Below are 16,348 nucleotides of genomic sequence, written 5' to 3'. Positions count from 1 at the left end.
CGTGCGAAGCTTCATACATCGCCGCTGCCGCAAAGATGCCTCAGCCCTTCGACAGCGCCTTCAATGCGAGCTTGATGCCTTCGGAAACGCCCGTACCCGCGGGCACGTTCTTGATGGCTGCCAATCCTTCTTTTTCGGAGTAGCCCAATGCCAGCAACGCATTCAGGATGTCGGACGCGTGATCGGACTGCGACGCTGCGCCCGCCATCGCGCCGAGGTCGGCGCCGAGCTTGCCCTTCAGTTCGAGCAGGAGCCGCTCCGCCGTCTTCTTGCCGATGCCCGGCACGCGCGTGAGGCGCGCGGCGTCCTGCATCGTTACCGTCTGCGACAGTTCCTGCACGCTCATGCCGGACAGCACGGCCAGCGCCATACGTGCGCCGATGCCCGTGATCTTTAACAACTCGCGAAACGTCGAACGCTCCTGCGGCGTGAGAAAGCCGTACAGCAGATGCGCGTCTTCGCGCACGATCATCTGCGTAAGCAGCACGACTTTCTCGCCTGTGCCGGGCAGGTTGTAGAAGGTGCTCATCGGCACATCGACTTCGTAGCCGACACCGTTGCAGTCGATCAGAAGATGAGGCGGATTCTTTTCCAGCAGGACGCCGGCGATGCGACCGATCATGGCGGGTTCTATCAAGAGAGAAAGCGCGAGTGTAGCGCAGCGAAGCGGGCTTTCGTACGTCGCTTGCGACGAAGCCGAAGGGCAGTTGATTGACCGAAGCGCAGCCGCTCCATACACTGAGATCCCTTTTGGACGTTCCGTAGTTAACCAAAAGGGGTCTTCGATGCTCAGTCTCACCACGCTCGCGCTGTTCTCAGGCGCGTGTCTCGCGCTCACCGCCACGCCTGGTCCCGATATGTTGCTGATTGCTTCCCGCAGCGTGAGCCAGGGAAGGGCGGCGGGTTTTGCGTCGCTCGCCGGAATTTTGGCGGGCACGTATTGTCATGCGCTTGCCGCGGCGTTCGGCCTGTCACAGCTCTTTCTTGCCGCGCCGATGGCCTATGACATCGTGCGCTTCGCGGGCGCGGCTTATCTGCTTTATCTTGCATGGAAGACGTTCCGCTCGGACGGCACCATGCTCGCGCCGGACGCATCGATGCGGCGCTATCCCGTTGGCAGAATTTTCAGGCAAGGATTGTTCACGAATCTGCTCAATCCGAAGGTTGCGCTGTTCGTGCTCGCGTTGTTTCCGCAGTTCGTGAAGCCGGAGGCGGGATCGGTCGCTGTACAGATCATGTTGCTTGCGACCGTGCTCAATGTGATCGGCTTCTTTGTGAATGGCAGCGTGATTCTTCTTGCCAGCAGACTGAGCCGGAAACTGACCGGCGGCAAGCGCCCGTCGCGCTGGCCGCAGTATTTGCTCGGCTCAGTGTTTGCAGGCCTGGCATGCCGGCTGGCGCTGGCGGGACAACGCTGACGCTACAGGCGTCTAGCCGATCAGCCGCCCGCGCCGCACTCGCAAGCCTTTCTTCGCGAGCGCGGGCGCAATACCGCCCAGCGTGCTCAATGTGCCGCCGCCGTGCGCGTGGCAGATCGCCATGCCCAGCGCATCGGCGGCGTCGGTGGAAGGGATGCCCGACAGGCACAGCAGCCGTACGACCATCTGCTGCATCTGCTCCTTGGTCGCGCGCCCATAGCCGACCACGGCCTGCTTCAACTGCAACGCCGTGTATTCGGCAACCGGCACGCCGCCCGCCACCAGCCCGCAGATCGCGGCGCCGCGCGCCTGGCCGAGCAGCAGCGTCGACTGCGGATTGACGTTGACGAACACCTTTTCGATCGCCGACTGGTCCGGCGCATGTTGGCGGATCAACGTGGAAATGCCCTCGAAAATGGTGCCCAGGCGTGACGGCAGATCAGCATCGGCGGTCTTGATGACGCCGCTCGTCACGTAAGTCAACTGGTGGCCGGACTGATCGATCACGCCGAAACCGGTGACGCGCAAACCTGGGTCGATGCCGAGAATTCTCATAGGTGCCGTGCTTATTCAGTGCCTGCGATACTACAACGGCACAACGTCAAACGCGAAATGCAAAACGGCCCGGCAGTTGCAACTGCCGGGCCGTTTCAGAAGAAGCAGGTCAGCCGATCAGTGGCGGAAGTGGCGGATGCCCGTCACGACCATCGCGATGTTGTGCTCGTCGGCGGCGGCGATCACTTCGTCGTCGCGCATCGAGCCGCCCGGCTGGATCACGCAGGTCGCGCCCGCGTTCACGACAACGTCGAGGCCGTCGCGGAACGGGAAGAACGCATCCGACGCCACTGCCGTGCCCGACAGCGTCAGGCCCGCATTCTGCGCCTTGATGCTCGCGATGCGCGCCGAATCCACGCGGCTCATCTGGCCCGCGCCGACGCCCATCGTCATGCCGTTCGAGCAGAACACGATCGCGTTCGACTTCACGAACTTCGCGACGCGCCATGCGAACAGCAGATCGTCCATTTCCTTCGGCGTCGGGTGACGCTTCGTGACGACGCGCAGTTCGTGCGGCTGCACGTTCTTCGCATCGAGCGACTGCACGAGCAGACCGCCGCCCACGCGCTTCAGATCGAATGCGTTGTGGCCATCGCCCAGCGCGATTTCAAGCAGACGCACGTTCTGCTTGGCCGCGAACACCTGCTTGGCGGCATCGCTGAACGACGGCGCGATCAGCACTTCGACGAACTGTTTCGCGACAGCCTGCGCCGCCGTTTCGTCGACTTCGCGGTTGAACGCGATGATGCCGCCGAACGCCGACGTCGGGTCCGTCTGGAATGCCTTCGAATACGCTTCGTGCGGGTTCGCGCCGACAGCCACGCCGCACGGGTTCGCGTGCTTGATGATCACGCAGGCCGGTGCGTCGAACGTCTTCACGCATTCCCACGCAGCGTCCGAGTCGGCGATGTTGTTGTACGACAGTTCCTTGCCCTGCAACTGGCGATAGTTCGCGAGCGCGCCGGCCGGGACCGCGATGTCGCGATAGAACGCGGCGCTCTGATGCGGGTTCTCGCCGTAGCGCAGGTCCTGCACCTTGTCGAACGCGAGGTTGAACGTGGCCGGGTACGTGTTGCGGTCGCGGTGCTGCAGTTCTTCCGTGAGGCTCGTCAGGTAGTTCGTGATCGCGCCGTCATACTGCGCGGTGTGCGCGAACACCTTGGTCGCGAGGCGGAAGTTGGTCTTGTAGCCGACCTTGTTGCCGTTCGCGCGCATTTCTTCGAGCACGGTCGCGTAGTCAGCGGGATCAACCACGACGGTCACGTCGCGGTGATTCTTCGCTGCCGAACGCAGCATGGTCGGGCCGCCGATATCGATATTCTCGATCGCGTCTTCCAGCGAGCACTCTTCCTTCGAAATCGTCTGCACGAACGGATACAGGTTCACGACGAGCAGGTCGATGGTGGGAATGTCGTGCTTTTCGAGCGCGGCCATGTGCTCGGGCAAATCGCGGCGGGCGAGGATGCCGCCGTGCACCTTCGGGTGCAACGTCTTCACGCGCCCATCCAGCATTTCCGGAAAGCCCGTGTAGTCGGCCACTTCGGTAACGGGAAGGCCGGCGTCCGCGAGCAGTTTCGCGGTGCCGCCCGTCGACAGGATCTTGACGCCGAGGTCCGACAACGATTTCGCGAAATCGACGATGCCGGACTTGTCGGAAACGGAGATGAGCGCTTGCTTGATCATGATGAGAACAAAAGCCGATGAAAGGCGTGGCAGGGCGCCGAAACTACAGCAGGCCGTGCTGTTGCAGTTTCTTGCGCAGCGTATTGCGGTTGATGCCGAGATACTCGGCTGCCAGCGACTGATTGCCGCCGGCCTGCTCGAGCACCACCTCGAGCAACGGTTTTTCTACGCACGAAATCACCATGTCGTAGACGTCGTGCGGATTGGAGCCGTCGAGATCCTGGAAGTACATCCCCAGGCTATCGCGGACACATTGTTCGATATTGTGCTTGCTCATGCTGCTAGTCGGTCGGTTTGGTCCTGCTCACCGTTATTGTTGACTTCGTTGTCGACGTACACGAGGCGGTCTGAAATCGCCTTTTGCGCGTCGAAGAATTCATTGACGGCGAGCAGTTGTTCGCGCGTCGTGTCCAGCGTATTCATACGATGGCGGAACACGTTGGCGCCAGAAAGGCCGCGAGTGTACCAGCCGATGTGCTTGCGCGCAGTGCGAACGCCCGTAAATTCGCCGTAGAACGCGTAGTGATCCTCCAGATGCTCGTTCATCACCTGCTGGATCTCGTCGATACGCGGCGCTTCCATCAGCTCGCCCGTGAGCAGGAAATGTTCGATCTCGCGGAAGAGCCAAGGGCGGCCCTGCGCGGCGCGACCGATCATGATGGCGTCCGCGCCCGTCGCGGCCAGCACCTCGCGCGCCTTGTTCGGCGACGTAATGTCGCCGTTCGCGACGACGGGAATCTTCACCGCGGCCTTCACGGCGGCAATCGTTTCGTACTCCGCTTCGCCGTGATACAGGTCGGCACGCGTGCGGCCATGCACGGTCAGCATCGAAATGCCGGCGCTTTCGGCGAGGCGCGCAATGGTCAGTGCGTTTTTATTGTCGCGGTCCCAGCCGGTGCGGATCTTCAGCGTGACGGGCACGGCATCCGGACCGACGCCAACGGCATTCACGACGGCTTCGACGATCCGCTGTACGAGCGGCTCATTCTGCAGCAGCGCAGAACCGGCCGCGACATTGCAGACCTTCTTGGCCGGGCAGCCCATGTTGATGTCGATGATCTGCGCGCCGTTCGCGACGTTGTAGCGCGCGGCCTCGGCCATCATCTGCGGGTCGGCGCCCGCGATCTGCACGGCGATCGGCTCGACTTCGCCCGTGTGGTTGGCGCGGCGCATCGTCTTTTCGCTTTTCCACAACTGCGCGTTCGACGCGACCATCTCCGACACCGCATAGCCCGCGCCCATGCGCTTGCAGAGCTGGCGGAACGGCCGGTCGGTCACGCCTGCCATCGGGGCGACGAACAGGTTGTTGCGCAGAGTGTGGGAGCCGAGAGTGGGCATAGCGGACATCGGCGGCGAGCGAAGGGTGCGCCAGAACCTTGAAAATCGCGCACCGCACGTACCGCAAAATACGAGGGAAAACCGCTATTTTAGCGTTAACGCGCTGACCCAGATCGAACCGCGTCTGAGGTAACTCATTAAATCTTCTATGAAAGTGGCCGCGCTCATAGAACGGCGGCCACTTTTCAGCGATGTCGCAACGCGCTAGCGGCGTTGGCCGAACATCATCTGGCGGGCAAGCGCCGTCTTCACGGGCGGCACGAATTCGAGCGCGGTGAGGGCGAGACCGCGCAGCGCCGCGAGCGGCGGAAAGTCGATCGTGAAAAGGCGCGCGAGCGTGTCGGTCGCGCCAATCGTCATACGGCGGTCGAGTGCGCGGCGCTGCGCGAATGCGATCAGCGCGGTGCGGGTCGCGCCGTAATGCGAGAGCGCGTCGGCGAGCGCATGCGCATCGCGCAAACCGAGATTCAACCCCTGGCCGGCGACGGGATGCAGCGTCTGTGCCGCATTGCCGATCGCGACGACGTTGCCCTTGACGAGCGTATCGACGGTGTTCAGCCCCAGCGGGAACGACGCGCGTCCCTTGATCTGCACGAAGCGGCCCATCCGGTCGCCGAACTCGGCGCCGAGTTCGCGCAGAAAATCTTCGTCCGGCAGCTGCGCGCGGCGCGCCGCCTGTTCCGGCGCGCAGCACCAGACCAGCGCGTAGTCCGCGCCGCGCACGCCGCCTGTCGGCAGGAGCGCAATCGGACCTTGCGACGTGAAGCGTTCCCACGCGACATGCGGCTGCGGCGACGACAGCGTCACGGTGCCGACCAGCGCCGTTTGCCCGTAATCGCGCGTTTCACCCGAACCTGCCTGCTGTTCGCCGAACAGGCCGCCTTCGGCGTTCACCAGAATGCGCGTGCGCAGCGTGCGCGTGACGTGCGCGCTCTCGATCGGCAGCAGCACGCCGTCGTCTTCGAGTTGCTGCGGCGCCTGCGCTTTCGTCGATTTGAACCAGTGGACGGGCGTCGAGCGCACGGTCTCGGCGAGAGCATGGACGATCGAGCCATAACGGAGCACGTAGCCGAGCGCGGGCAGGCCGTGCTCCGAGTGATCGATCAGCGTGCGCCCGAAATGGCCGCGCTGCGAGACGTGAATGCGCTGGATCGCGGTCGCGTCGGACGGCCAGGCGAGCGGCTCGAGAATCATCCGGCTGCCGTGCGATACGGCGATCGCGCGCGGATCGGCAACCGAATCTTCCGGCTCGCGCGCGTCGATCAGCGCCACGTTCAGCTTCTGAGTCGCACTGCGCCGCGCGAGCCAGCCCGCGAGCGCAAGACCGACCGGCCCCGCGCCGACGATCGTCACGTCGTAGTCGTAGGGCGGATTGCTCGCGGGGAGGGAGGGCGCGTTGGCCGCCTGGTGGACTTCGCTCATCTTCTTGTCTGTTCCTTGCGCTCAGGCCGCGCCGGCCTTCTGCGCGGGTTGCGCCTGCCGCATCAGCGCCTCGATTTCGTCCGCGTCGACGGGGACGTCGCGCGTGATCAGGTCGCAGCCGGTGGCTGTGACGATCGCGTCGTCTTCGATGCGGATGCCGATATTCCAGTACTTCTCGGGCACGTCATCGGCGGCGCGGATATAAAGGCCCGGTTCGATCGTCAGCGCCATGCCCGGCTTCAGCGTGCGCCAGGGCAGCGCGCCGTTTTCATCGGCAGGCGCGCCGCGCTCGCGATAGTCACCCGCATCGTGCACGTCCATGCCGATCCAGTGGCCCGTGCGATGCATATAGAACCGCGCATACGCACGCTCTTCGATCACCTCGTCGACGCCCGCGAACAGATCGCGGTTGAGAATGCCCGTGTCGAGCAGCCCTTGCGCGAGCACGCGCACGGCGGCCTGATGCGGCGCGTCGAAGGTCACACCTGGTTTCGTTGCGTCGATCGCGGCCTGCTGCGCGGCCAGCACGATGTCGTAGAGCTCGCGCTGCGCGGGTGTGAAGCGGCCGCTCGCGGGGAAAGTGCGCGTGATGTCGGACGCGTAGCCGTCGAGTTCGCACGCCGCGTCGACCAGGATCAGATCGCCGTCCTGCGCGATCGCGTTGCCGGCCGGGTAGTGCAGCACGCACGCGTTCGCGCCCGCGGCCACGATCGAGCCGTACGCCGGCGCCTGCGCGCCGTGCTTGCGGAACGTGTACAACAGTTCGGCTTCGAGTTCGTACTCGCGCACGCCGGGGCGGCAAGCCGCCATCGCGCGCCGGTGCGCCTGCGCGGAGATCGCGGCGGCGCGGCGCATGATCGCGAGTTCGTGGTCGTCCTTCACGAGGCGCATCTCATCGAGCAGCGGCACCAGGTCATGCACTGTCGATGGCGCGAGCACGCCGCTTCGGCCCTGCATGCGCACCGCGTCGAGCCACTGGCGCACCTTGCCGTCGAACTGTTCCGACGCGCCCAGCGCATAGTGCAGCGCCGGCTTGTCCGCGATGATGCGGGGCAACTGCGTGTCGATCTCTTCGAAGGCGAAGGCTGCGTCGAAGCCGAATGCTTCGCGCGCGCCTTCCGGACCGAAGCGGAAGCCTTCCCACGTCTCGCGCTCCGCGTTCTTCGCGCGGCAGAACAGGATTTCCGAGGGCTCGTCCTGCTTCGCGCTCGCGTCGAGCACGAGCATCGCTTCGGGCTCGGTGAAGCCCGTCAGATAGTAGAAGTAGCTGTCGTGCCGGTACGGGTAGTCGGCGTCGCGGTTGCGCAGCACTTCGGGCGCGGTCGGGACGATTGCGACGCCGCCGCCCGTCGCGCGCAGCGCATCGAGCACGCGCGCGCGGCGCTGGCGGTAGATATTGGTTGCCGGAGTCAGATCGGTCATGAGTGCGGTCGGCGGTTCATCGTGCGGGGTGGAGGGCGGCGCGGCAGGCAAGGTCGATCGCCGCGCGGCAATGTTGCGATTGTATCGCCCCACGGGAAACGCTTCCGGGTCGCCTATGACCGCGCGGGCCGGGCAATCCGGCGGCGCATCTAAACCCCTGACGCGGGTCGGGATACGCGCGTGGTGCTTCGGCGAACGCGTCGTGCGGCGCCTGGCTATCAGGCCAGGTAGACGGTCCCGCGTCTGCACGGCATTGTTGCAATCTGTCTACAACCCGGCGCGCTGGCGGGGCGAAGCGCGGTGCGCAGCGCATGGAAAACCTTCCAGCGCCGGCCGGCGCACTTATACTTTCGCCCAATTTCAATCCAAGGCAGGATGTAATGAAACTCATCGGTTCGCTGTCGAGCCCATTTGTCCGCAAGGCGCGGATCGTGCTCGCGGAAAAGAAAATCGACTACAAGCTCGAACTCGAAAACGTCTGGGCCGACGACACGACGATCCACGACTACAACCCGATCGGCAAGGTGCCGTGTCTCGTGATGGAAGACGGCGCGGCCGTGTTCGATTCGCGCGTGATCTGCGAATACGTCGACACGCTGTCGCCCGTGTGCAAGCTCGTGCCGCAGTCGGGCCGCGAGCGCGTCGAGGTGCGCTGCTGGGAAGCGCTGGCGGACGGCATCATGGACGCGGCCGTGCTGATCCGCCTCGAGGGCGTGTTGCGTGAAGAGGCGCATCGAAGCGAATCGTGGGTCGCGCGCCAGCGTCACAAGATCGACGACGGCCTGATCGCGATGGCGCAAGGTCTCGCGGCGAAGGCCTGGTGCGCGGGCAATCACTACACGCTCGCCGACGTGGCCGTCGGCTGTGCGCTGGGCTATCTGGACTTCCGCATGCCGCAACTCAACTGGCGCGAGCAGCATCCGAATCTCGACAAGCACTACCAGAAGCTGTCGCAGCGTCAGTCGTTCATCGACACGGTATTGACCTGATCCGCGTCCCCGCGATTCATCGCGCATTGAAGTTCCGCGCGAGTGTCGCATCGGCATGACAAAGTGTTAAGGAAGCTTTCGTTTTCCCCGAATATACCTTTCGATATGTTAAAAAAGCGCCTGCCTGTCAGGCGCTTTGTCTTTGGGCGTCTGTCCGGATGAAACCGACGCGGCGCGATCGTTCGCGGTATCAGGCTGAGCGTCCGCGCGCTTGTACGACCATCGATAACATCGTCAAAGGGACGTTCGTCATGAAAACGATCTGCGTTGCTCTTGCCGCCGCCGCGTGCGGTGTGCTCGCCGCCTGTTCGGGGATGAGCCTCGATCCCAACACCCTCGTTCAGTCCGGCACGCAGGCCGTGCAGGCTGCGTCGCTCACCGACACTGACGTTCGCACGCTGTCCGACAAGTCCTGCGCGCAGCTCGACGCGGAAAACAAGATTGCGCCCGCTAGTGTCCCGAGTTAGAAATTCGTAGACAAAATCGCTTGACGCTGGCGAGGATGTCGTCGGCCGATTTGGTCCAGTTGAAAGGTCTCGGATCAGTGTTGTTGATCTGGATGTATTGGCGAATCGCCTGTTCGAGTTGCCGGGTGGAGCGATGAGTGCCACGGCGGATGTATGTCTCGCTGAGCGTGGCAAACCATCGTTCGACCTGGTTAATCCACGAAGCAGATGTGGGGGTGAAATGCGCATGGAAACGCGGATGGCGAGCCAACCAGTTATTGATCGAGGGAGTCTTGTGCGTACCGTAGTTGTCCATCACAAGATGGACCTCCAGTTGGGGTGGCACATTGGCCTCGATGGTGCGCAGGAACTGCAGGAATTCACCGCTGCGATGACGCCGATGCAGTTCGCCAATGACTTCGCCCGTGGAGATGTCCAGCGCCGCGAACAGTGTGGTTGTGCCGTGGCGCATATAGTCGTGCGTGCGTCGCTCAGGGATGCCCGGGGCCAGCGGCAGCATGGGCTGGGTGCGGTCCAGCGCCTGGATCTGGCTCTTTTCGTCCACGCACAACACCATGGCCTTGAGCGGCGGGTCCAGATACAGCCCGACGATATCGCGCACCTTGTCGACGAAAAATGGATCAGTGGAGAGCTTGAAGGTCTCCTGCCGATGCGGCTGCAATCCGAAGGCACGCCAGATCCGCGACACGGCTGTCTGCGACATCACCATCTCGCGGGCCATTGTGCGCGTGCTCCAGTGAGTCGCGCCCGTGGGTACGGATTCGAGCGTGCGTGCGACGACCGCCTCCACCTGCGCATCCTCGATCGTCCTCGGTGCGCCCGGGCGCGGTGCATCGAGCAACCCGTCCACGCGGTGATTGATGAATCGCGAACGCCACTTCGAAACCGTATGCGAGGTGACACGTTGTCTTGTCGCGACCGTCTTGTTGTCAATGCCCTCGGCGCAAGCCAGCACAATACGCGCTCTCAGGGCAAGCGCCTGTGCCGTCTTGCGTCGCATCGTCAACGCTACGAGCTGTTCGCGTTCCGACCCACTCAGGACCAGTGGCGCCTTCGGTCTTCCTCTCATCGTTGCCTCGCTTATTTGCGAACCCTGCAACCCAGGTTAGTACACAACGCAAATAAGGCAATGAATTTCTAACTCGGGACACTAGCAGCCCGTACACGAAGCGCCTGAACAAGATCGCCGCGCAACTGGGCGACAACATCAACGGCGTGCCCGTCAACTACAAGGTCTACCTCACGAAGGACGTCAACGCGTGGGCGATGGCGAACGGTTGCGTGCGTGTCTATAGCGGTCTGATGGACATGATGACGGACGACGAAGTGCGCGGCGTCGTCGGTCACGAGATGGGTCACGTCGCGCTCGGCCACACGAAGAAGGCGATGCAGGTTGCGTATGCGACGTCGGCGCTGCGCTCGGTGGCGTCGTCGACGGGCGGCGTCACGGCCGCGATTTCGTCGTCGCAACTTGGGGATTTCTCCGAGAAGCTGATCAACGCGCAGTTCTCGCAATCGCAGGAGTCGGCGGCGGACGACTATTCGTTCGATATCCAGAAGAAGAAAGGGCAGGACCCGGCTGGGCTCGTCAGTGCGTTCAATAAGCTGGCCAAGCTCGATGGCGGAAAGTCGAGCATGTTGAGTTCGCATCCGGCGTCGGCTGCGCGCGCGCAGCATATTCAGCAGCGGATCGCTGCGAACCAGTGACGGGATTTGTTTTTTTGTGGCGCAAGGCGCGGATGGGTTGGTTTGCTTGTGGTTTCGCTGGCATCCGCGGTTTGTCTTTGTGGCGCGTCCGGTTTGGTTTGTTTGTGTTTTCGCTCGCATCCGCGATTCGTTAGCGTGCTTCAAGCGTCGCCCCGCACAGGGGCGACGTGTGAATGGCAAACACCGTAACGCGGACGCCAGCGCAAACACAAGCAAACCAAACCAAACCGCTATCGCAGCGCAGGCGCCCCGCACAGGGGCAACACTAGCAAACCAGAAGCACCTCGCGGATACCCGCCAAAAAAACCGTCACGCAGCGACCGGCTCAAGTTCCGGCGCAAACGAATCACTACGCGCCACGGGCCACCATTTCTCATACAGCGTATAGCGATACTGCCCAACCAGCAGATCGCCGGGTTCGAGATACTTCAGCAGATCGGACATCAACCGCACTTCATACGACGACACCCGCCGCACGATGTGATGCGCACGCAGATCCGCCGGATGGCGCAGCCCCGCAGCCTGGATGATTTCCTGCAGCGCATGCAGAGTGTTGTGATGGAAGTTGAACACACGGTCCGACTTGTCGGTGACGATCAGCGCGCGCTGGCGCACCGGGTCCTGCGTCGCAACGCCCGTCGGGCAACGTCCCGTGTGGCACGTCTGCGCCTGGATACACCCAACCGCGAACATGAACCCACGCGCCGCATTCACCCAGTCAGCGCCGATCGCAAGCGTCTTCGCGATATCGAAAGCCGTGATCATCTTGCCGCTCGCGCCAATGCGAATCTTGTCGCGCAAGCCGACGCCCACTAACGTGTTATGCACGAGCAGCAGCCCTTCCTGCAGCGGCACGCCGATGTGATCGGTGAATTCAAGCGGCGCCGCGCCCGTGCCGCCTTCCGCGCCGTCGACGACGATGAAGTCCGGCAGGATGCCCGTCTCCAGCATTGCCTTGGCAATGCCAAAAAATTCCCACGGATGCCCGATGCACAGCTTGAAGCCCGTCGGCTTTCCGCCCGACAGGTTGCGCAGACGCTCGACGAATTCGAGCAGTTCGCGCGGCGTCGAGAATTCCGAGTGCGTAGCGGGCGAGATGCAGTCGCGACCCATCGGCACGCCGCGCGTTTCGGAAATTTCGGGTGTGATCTTCGCAGCGGGCAGCACACCGCCGTGACCCGGCTTTGCGCCTTGCGACAGCTTCACCTCGATCATCTTCACTTGCGGCTCGCTTGCCTGCTTCGCGAACTTGTCGGCGTTGAACGTGCCGTCGTCGTTGCGGCAGCCGAAGTAGCCCGACGCGATTTCCCAGATGATGTCGCCGCCATGCTCGCGGTGATACTTCGACATCGAGCCTTCGCCCGTGTCGTGCGCGAAGTTGCCTTTCTTCGCGCCGAGGTTCAGCGCGAGAATCGCGTTCGCCGACAGCGAGCCGAAGCTCATCGCGGAGATGTTGAAGATCGACATCGAATACGGCTGCGCGCGATTCGCGCCGACCACGACGCGAAAGTCGTGGCCGTCGAGCTTCGTCGGCACGAGCGAGTGGCTGATGAATTCGTGGCCCGTCGCCTTCACGTCGATTTCCGTGCCGTAAGGGCGGCTGTCGACTTCATTCTTCGCGCGCTGATAGACGATGCTGCGTTGCGCGCGTGAGAACGGCTTTTCTTCCGTGTCGTCTTCGACGAAATACTGGCGGATCTCGGGCCGGATGAACTCGAACAGGAAGCGGAAATGCCCCACAGCGGATAGTTGCGCAGGATCGCGTGGCGCTCCTGCGTCAGATCGTAGGCGCCGAGCGCGACCAGCAGCACGGGCACGATGACCCACAGCCATGCGATGTGACCGGTTGCTGCGAGCGCGGCGCAGGCCGCGAGCAGCAGGATGGCACCCCACATCGCCAGATAACGTCGAGAAAACATGACAACTCCATTGCGGTGAATTCATCGCAGCGGAAGCATCCGGCGCGGAGGGCGTCGGGGTCTTCTCGTGAAAACAGCGGGCGTCCGTGGGGATGGATCGCGCTGCGAGTCGGTACGGCGGGTTGTTCTTGCTCAGTTAACGGCGCGTTCCGCGGAACATGAAGCGAACCGTAAGCGTGACGAAACCGGGCGGCAGGACAACCGTCGCCCGGAAGATACAACGAAGCGGGAATCAGTGCAGCGATGTCGGCGGGAAAAGCTTGCGGAAGGTGTCCGCGAGCCTTTCCCGGCAAGGCTCAGCGCGCCGTCAGCAGCGCCGCCTTCTGCGGCTGGCGGGCGACCGGCTGCGCGGTGGCCGCGTGCTCGATGATGCCGCCGCCCAGGCACACGTCGCCATCGTAGAGCACGGCCGATTGCCCCGGTGTGACAGCCCATTGGGCGTCGGCGAAATGAAGGGAAAAGAGCGCGTTCTTGTCGGCGCCGTCGGCAGCGCCGAAGGTGCACGCCGCATCGGCCTGGCGATAGCGCGTCTTCGCCGCGCACGCATGGCCTTCCTCGGGGGCGTGGCCCGCGACCCAGCTCGTGTTGCCCGCCGTCAGCGTATGGCTGAGCAGCCACGGATGATCGTGGCCCTGCGCGACATACAGCGTGTTAGACGCGATGTCCTTGCCCGCGACGAACCACGGCTCGCCGCTGCCGTCCTTGCTGCCGCCGAGGCCGATGCCCTTGCGCTGCCCGAACGTGTAAAACGCGAGGCCGATGTGCTCGCCGACCGTCTTGCCTTCGGTGGTTTTCATCGGGCCCGGTTTGGTTGGCAGATAGCGGTTCAGGAAGTCGCGGAACGGCCGTTCGCCGATAAAGCAGATGCCCGTCGAGTCCTTCTTCTTCGCGTTCGGCAAGCCGATCTGCGCGGCGAGCTCGCGGACCTTGGTCTTCGGGATTTCGCCGAGCGGGAACAGTGTCTTCGACAGTTGCGCCTGATTCAGGCGATGCAGGAAGTACGACTGGTCCTTAGTGTGATCGAAGGCCTTGAGCAGCTCGAAACGGCCGTCGATTTCGCGCACGCGCGCGTAGTGGCCCGTCGCGATGGTTTCCGCGCCGAGCGACATTGCGTGATCGAGGAACGCCTTGAACTTGATCTCAGCATTGCACAGCACGTCCGGGTTCGGCGTGCGGCCCGCCGAATATTCGCGCAGGAATTCGGCGAACACGCGGTCCTTGTATTCGGCCGCGAAGTTCACCGCTTCGACGTCGATGCCGATCAGGTCCGCGACGGAGACGACGTCGATCCAGTCCTGACGCGTCGAACAGTATTCGCTGTCGTCGTCGTCTTCCCAGTTCTTCATGAACAGGCCGACGACCTCGTAACCCTGTTCCTTCAGCAGCCATGCCGTGACGGACGAATCGACGCCGCCTGACATGCCTACCACCACTTTCTGTTTGCTCATGTGACTCTGCCTGACTGCTCTTTGTTGTGCCGAAGCACGCGTTCTATCGGGAGGGCCCGACCGAATGCGTTTGCACGAAGTCGAGCGGGAAACGCCGGCCTGCGAGGTAATCGTCGATACATTGCATCACGAGCGGCGTGCGATGCCGCTCGGGGCACGCGCGCAATTCGTCGGCGCTCATCCAGACGGTGCGGACGATATCGGGATCGAGCGAGCGGGCCTCTGGAGGTTCGCTATCGGTCGAGCCGCAATACGTGAAGCGCAGATACGTGACGCCATCCTGCGGGCCATCGACGGTGTCGGGCCGGCTGAAATGCGTCATGTAGACGCCGACCAGCGCTGCGGGCACGAAAGACTGCGCCGTCTCTTCGAGCGTTTCGCGGATGACGGCTTGTGTCAGTGACTCGCCCGCGTCCAGATGCCCGGCGGGCTGGTTCAGTCGCAGCCCGGCGGGCGTATGTTCTTCGACCAGCAGGAAGCGCCCATCGCGTTCGACGACGGCCGCCACCGTGACATGCGGAGCCCAGGTTTCCGGTTTCATGGGACGGCATTTTACCGTTTATGGCATGGGCTTGCCCGCGCCTGCGAAGTTTGGCGGCGCTTCGCCTAGCACATATCGATGCAAAAGGCACGGAAAGACACAAGGATCGTGTTCCTGAATACCGGGATCGTTACCAATTTCGATCTGCCCCTGGACTTCGGTTAAAGTGGACCTCGTGGCTGAAGCCCCAGCCGTGCGTAGCCGTTGCACTTGCCTTTTGCATTGCCGGCGTTGCCCTTCGTCGGCGATTCCAGATTTTCATAACAGGATGGTCGAGGAGGATTCACGATGCACATCGGAGTGCCAGCCGAGACGCGGCCGTACGAAACACGCGTCGCCGCGACGCCCGAGACGGTCAGGAAGTACGTGTCGCAGGGCCACAGGGTTACCGTACAGAGCGGCGCAGGAACGGCCGCGAGCTATCTGGACGACGCGTACGCAGCTGCAGGCGCAGAACTCGTCGATGCGCCGACCGCGTTCGGCGCAGAGATCGTTCTCAAGGTTCAAAGCCCCACCGATTCAGAACTCCCGCTTCTTAAACGAGGCGCGGTGCTGGTCGGCATGCTGGAGCCGTTTAATGCCGAGAACGCATCAAAGCTTGCAACTGCAGGCATAACTGCGTTCGCGCTCGAAGCCGCGCCGCGCACCACACGTGCGCAAAGCCTCGACGTACTGTCGTCTCAAGCCAACATTGCGGGCTACAAGGCGGTGTTGCTCGCCGCCGATCTTTACCCGCGCTTCATGCCGATGCTGATGACGGCGGCAGGCACCGTGAAAGCGGCGCGCGTGCTGATTCTCGGCGCGGGTGTCGCCGGTTTGCAGGCGATCGCGACCGCGAAGCGCCTTGGTGCCGTGATCGAAGCGTCGGACGTTCGTCCTGCCGTGAAGGAGCAGATCGAATCGCTGGGCGGCAAATTCCTCGATGTGCCTTACGAAACCGATGAGGAACGCGAAGCGGCCGTTGGCGTCGGCGGCTACGCGCGGCCGATGCCGCCCTCGTGGCTCGCGCGCCAGTCTGCGCTGGTTCACGAGCGGGCCAAGCAGGCCGACATCGTGATCTCCACCGCGCTGATTCCCGGCCGTGCCGCGCCGACCTTGATCTCCGTCGAAACTGTGCAGGCGATGAAACCGGGCACGGTTCTCATCGACCTCGCAGCGGGACGCGGCCCCGAGTATGAAGGGCAGCGTGGCGGCAACTGTCCGCTGACGGAAGCGGACAAGGTCGTCGTCAAGCATGGTGTGACGATCGCGGGGTATACGAATCTCGCGTCGATGGTCGCCTCGGACGCTTCGGCGCTTTACGCACGCAATCTGCTCGACTTCATGAAGCTGATCTTCACGAAGGAAGGCGCACTCAATATCGATCTCGCGGACGACATCGTCGCGGCCACGCTGCTGGCCCGTGACGGCGACGTCACGCGCAAGGCATAAGGAGACGG

Annotated in this window: 14 protein-coding genes and 2 pseudogenes; 5 read left to right on the top strand and 11 right to left on the bottom strand. The window is 63.3% G+C overall.

All coding sequences use genetic code 11. From position 1 onward, the window contains the following. Nucleotides 1–40 precede the first annotated feature (40 nt). Nucleotides 41–622: a Holliday junction branch migration protein RuvA gene (gene ruvA, locus H1204_RS14705; RefSeq protein WP_180728888.1), complete on the bottom strand. Its 582-nt coding sequence runs from the start codon at nt 620–622 to the stop codon at nt 41–43. Between the two features lie 163 nt (nt 623–785). On the opposite strand from ruvA, the gene H1204_RS14700 reads away from it, so the two are divergent. Further along, nucleotides 786–1,418: a LysE family translocator gene (locus tag H1204_RS14700; RefSeq protein WP_180728887.1), complete on the top strand. Its 633-nt coding sequence runs from the start codon at nt 786–788 to the stop codon at nt 1,416–1,418. 12 nt (nt 1,419–1,430) lie between these two features. Here H1204_RS14700 and ruvC read toward each other — a convergent pair whose 3' ends face one another. The 6 genes from ruvC to H1204_RS14670 all read right to left on the bottom strand — a co-directional run bounded on the left by ruvC (nt 1,431) and on the right by H1204_RS14670 (nt 7,838). Further along, nucleotides 1,431–1,973 (bottom strand): crossover junction endodeoxyribonuclease RuvC, encoded by a 543-nt coding sequence (gene ruvC / locus H1204_RS14695; protein WP_007587471.1) that lies wholly within the window; start codon nt 1,971–1,973, stop codon nt 1,431–1,433. A 117-nt stretch (nt 1,974–2,090) separates the two neighbouring features. Continuing rightward, nucleotides 2,091–3,656 (bottom strand): bifunctional phosphoribosylaminoimidazolecarboxamide formyltransferase/IMP cyclohydrolase, encoded by a 1,566-nt coding sequence (purH, locus tag H1204_RS14690; protein WP_180728886.1) that lies wholly within the window; start codon nt 3,654–3,656, stop codon nt 2,091–2,093. Between the two features lie 43 nt (nt 3,657–3,699). Further along, nucleotides 3,700–3,933, bottom strand: a complete 234-nt coding sequence (locus tag H1204_RS14685) for a Fis family transcriptional regulator (RefSeq protein ID WP_007587477.1) — start codon at nt 3,931–3,933, stop codon at nt 3,700–3,702. After that, the gene (gene dusB / locus H1204_RS14680) at nt 3,930–4,994 is read right to left on the bottom strand and encodes a tRNA dihydrouridine synthase DusB (protein ID WP_180728885.1); all 1,065 of its coding nucleotides are present in this window, start codon (nt 4,992–4,994) and stop codon (nt 3,930–3,932) included. Before dusB ends, H1204_RS14685 begins: the two co-directional genes overlap by 4 nt. A 204-nt stretch (nt 4,995–5,198) precedes the next feature. Then, nucleotides 5,199–6,416 carry a UbiH/UbiF/VisC/COQ6 family ubiquinone biosynthesis hydroxylase gene (locus H1204_RS14675; protein WP_180728884.1) on the bottom strand — a complete coding sequence of 406 codons (1,218 nt, stop codon included), beginning with the start codon at nt 6,414–6,416 and terminating at the stop codon, nt 5,199–5,201. 21 nt (nt 6,417–6,437) lie between these two features. Further along, nucleotides 6,438–7,838: an aminopeptidase P N-terminal domain-containing protein gene (locus H1204_RS14670; protein ID WP_180728883.1), complete on the bottom strand. Its 1,401-nt coding sequence runs from the start codon at nt 7,836–7,838 to the stop codon at nt 6,438–6,440. 380 nt (nt 7,839–8,218) lie between these two features. Between H1204_RS14670 and H1204_RS14665 the strand changes: the two genes are divergently transcribed. Further along, the gene (locus H1204_RS14665; RefSeq protein WP_180728882.1) at nt 8,219–8,827 is read left to right on the top strand and encodes a glutathione S-transferase N-terminal domain-containing protein; all 609 of its coding nucleotides are present in this window, start codon (nt 8,219–8,221) and stop codon (nt 8,825–8,827) included. Nucleotides 8,828–9,078: 251 nt separating this feature from the next. Continuing rightward, nucleotides 9,079–9,294 (top strand): hypothetical protein, encoded by a 216-nt coding sequence (locus H1204_RS14660; protein WP_243468516.1) that lies wholly within the window; start codon nt 9,079–9,081, stop codon nt 9,292–9,294. On the opposite strand, the gene H1204_RS14655 is transcribed toward H1204_RS14660, so the two are convergent. Beyond that, nucleotides 9,278–10,363 (bottom strand): IS630 family transposase, encoded by a 1,086-nt coding sequence (locus H1204_RS14655; RefSeq protein ID WP_180730971.1) that lies wholly within the window; start codon nt 10,361–10,363, stop codon nt 9,278–9,280. The two genes, H1204_RS14660 and H1204_RS14655, sit on opposite strands and share 17 nt — an antisense overlap. Nucleotides 10,364–10,446: 83 nt before the next feature. Between H1204_RS14655 and H1204_RS14650 the strand changes: the two are divergent. Next, a pseudogene (locus tag H1204_RS14650) lies at nt 10,447–11,001 on the top strand (M48 family metalloprotease); the annotation flags it as partial. A gap of 309 nt (nt 11,002–11,310) precedes the next feature. Here H1204_RS14650 and H1204_RS14645 read toward each other — a convergent pair. The 3 genes and pseudogenes from H1204_RS14645 to H1204_RS14635 all read right to left on the bottom strand — a co-directional run bounded on the left by H1204_RS14645 (nt 11,311) and on the right by H1204_RS14635 (nt 14,909). Further along, nucleotides 11,311–12,920: pseudogene (locus H1204_RS14645) on the bottom strand (FMN-binding glutamate synthase family protein). A 296-nt stretch (nt 12,921–13,216) separates the two neighbouring features. Then, on the bottom strand, nt 13,217–14,368 hold the full coding sequence (mnmA, locus tag H1204_RS14640) for a tRNA 2-thiouridine(34) synthase MnmA (RefSeq protein ID WP_180728881.1): 1,152 nt from the start codon (nt 14,366–14,368) through the stop codon (nt 13,217–13,219). A gap of 43 nt (nt 14,369–14,411) precedes the next feature. Continuing rightward, nucleotides 14,412–14,909 carry an NUDIX hydrolase gene (locus tag H1204_RS14635; RefSeq protein WP_180728880.1) on the bottom strand — a complete coding sequence of 166 codons (498 nt, stop codon included), beginning with the start codon at nt 14,907–14,909 and terminating at the stop codon, nt 14,412–14,414. A 288-nt stretch (nt 14,910–15,197) separates the two neighbouring features. Between H1204_RS14635 and H1204_RS14630 the strand changes: the two genes are divergently transcribed. After that, nucleotides 15,198–16,340 (top strand): Re/Si-specific NAD(P)(+) transhydrogenase subunit alpha, encoded by a 1,143-nt coding sequence (locus H1204_RS14630; RefSeq protein WP_180728879.1) that lies wholly within the window; start codon nt 15,198–15,200, stop codon nt 16,338–16,340. Nucleotides 16,341–16,348 lie beyond the last annotated feature (8 nt).

Origin of the sequence: Paraburkholderia sp. PGU19, assembly GCF_013426915.1 — a bacterium.
Classification (GTDB): Bacteria; Pseudomonadota; Gammaproteobacteria; order Burkholderiales; family Burkholderiaceae; genus Paraburkholderia.
This window is presented reverse-complemented; position numbering and strand designations above follow the sequence as displayed.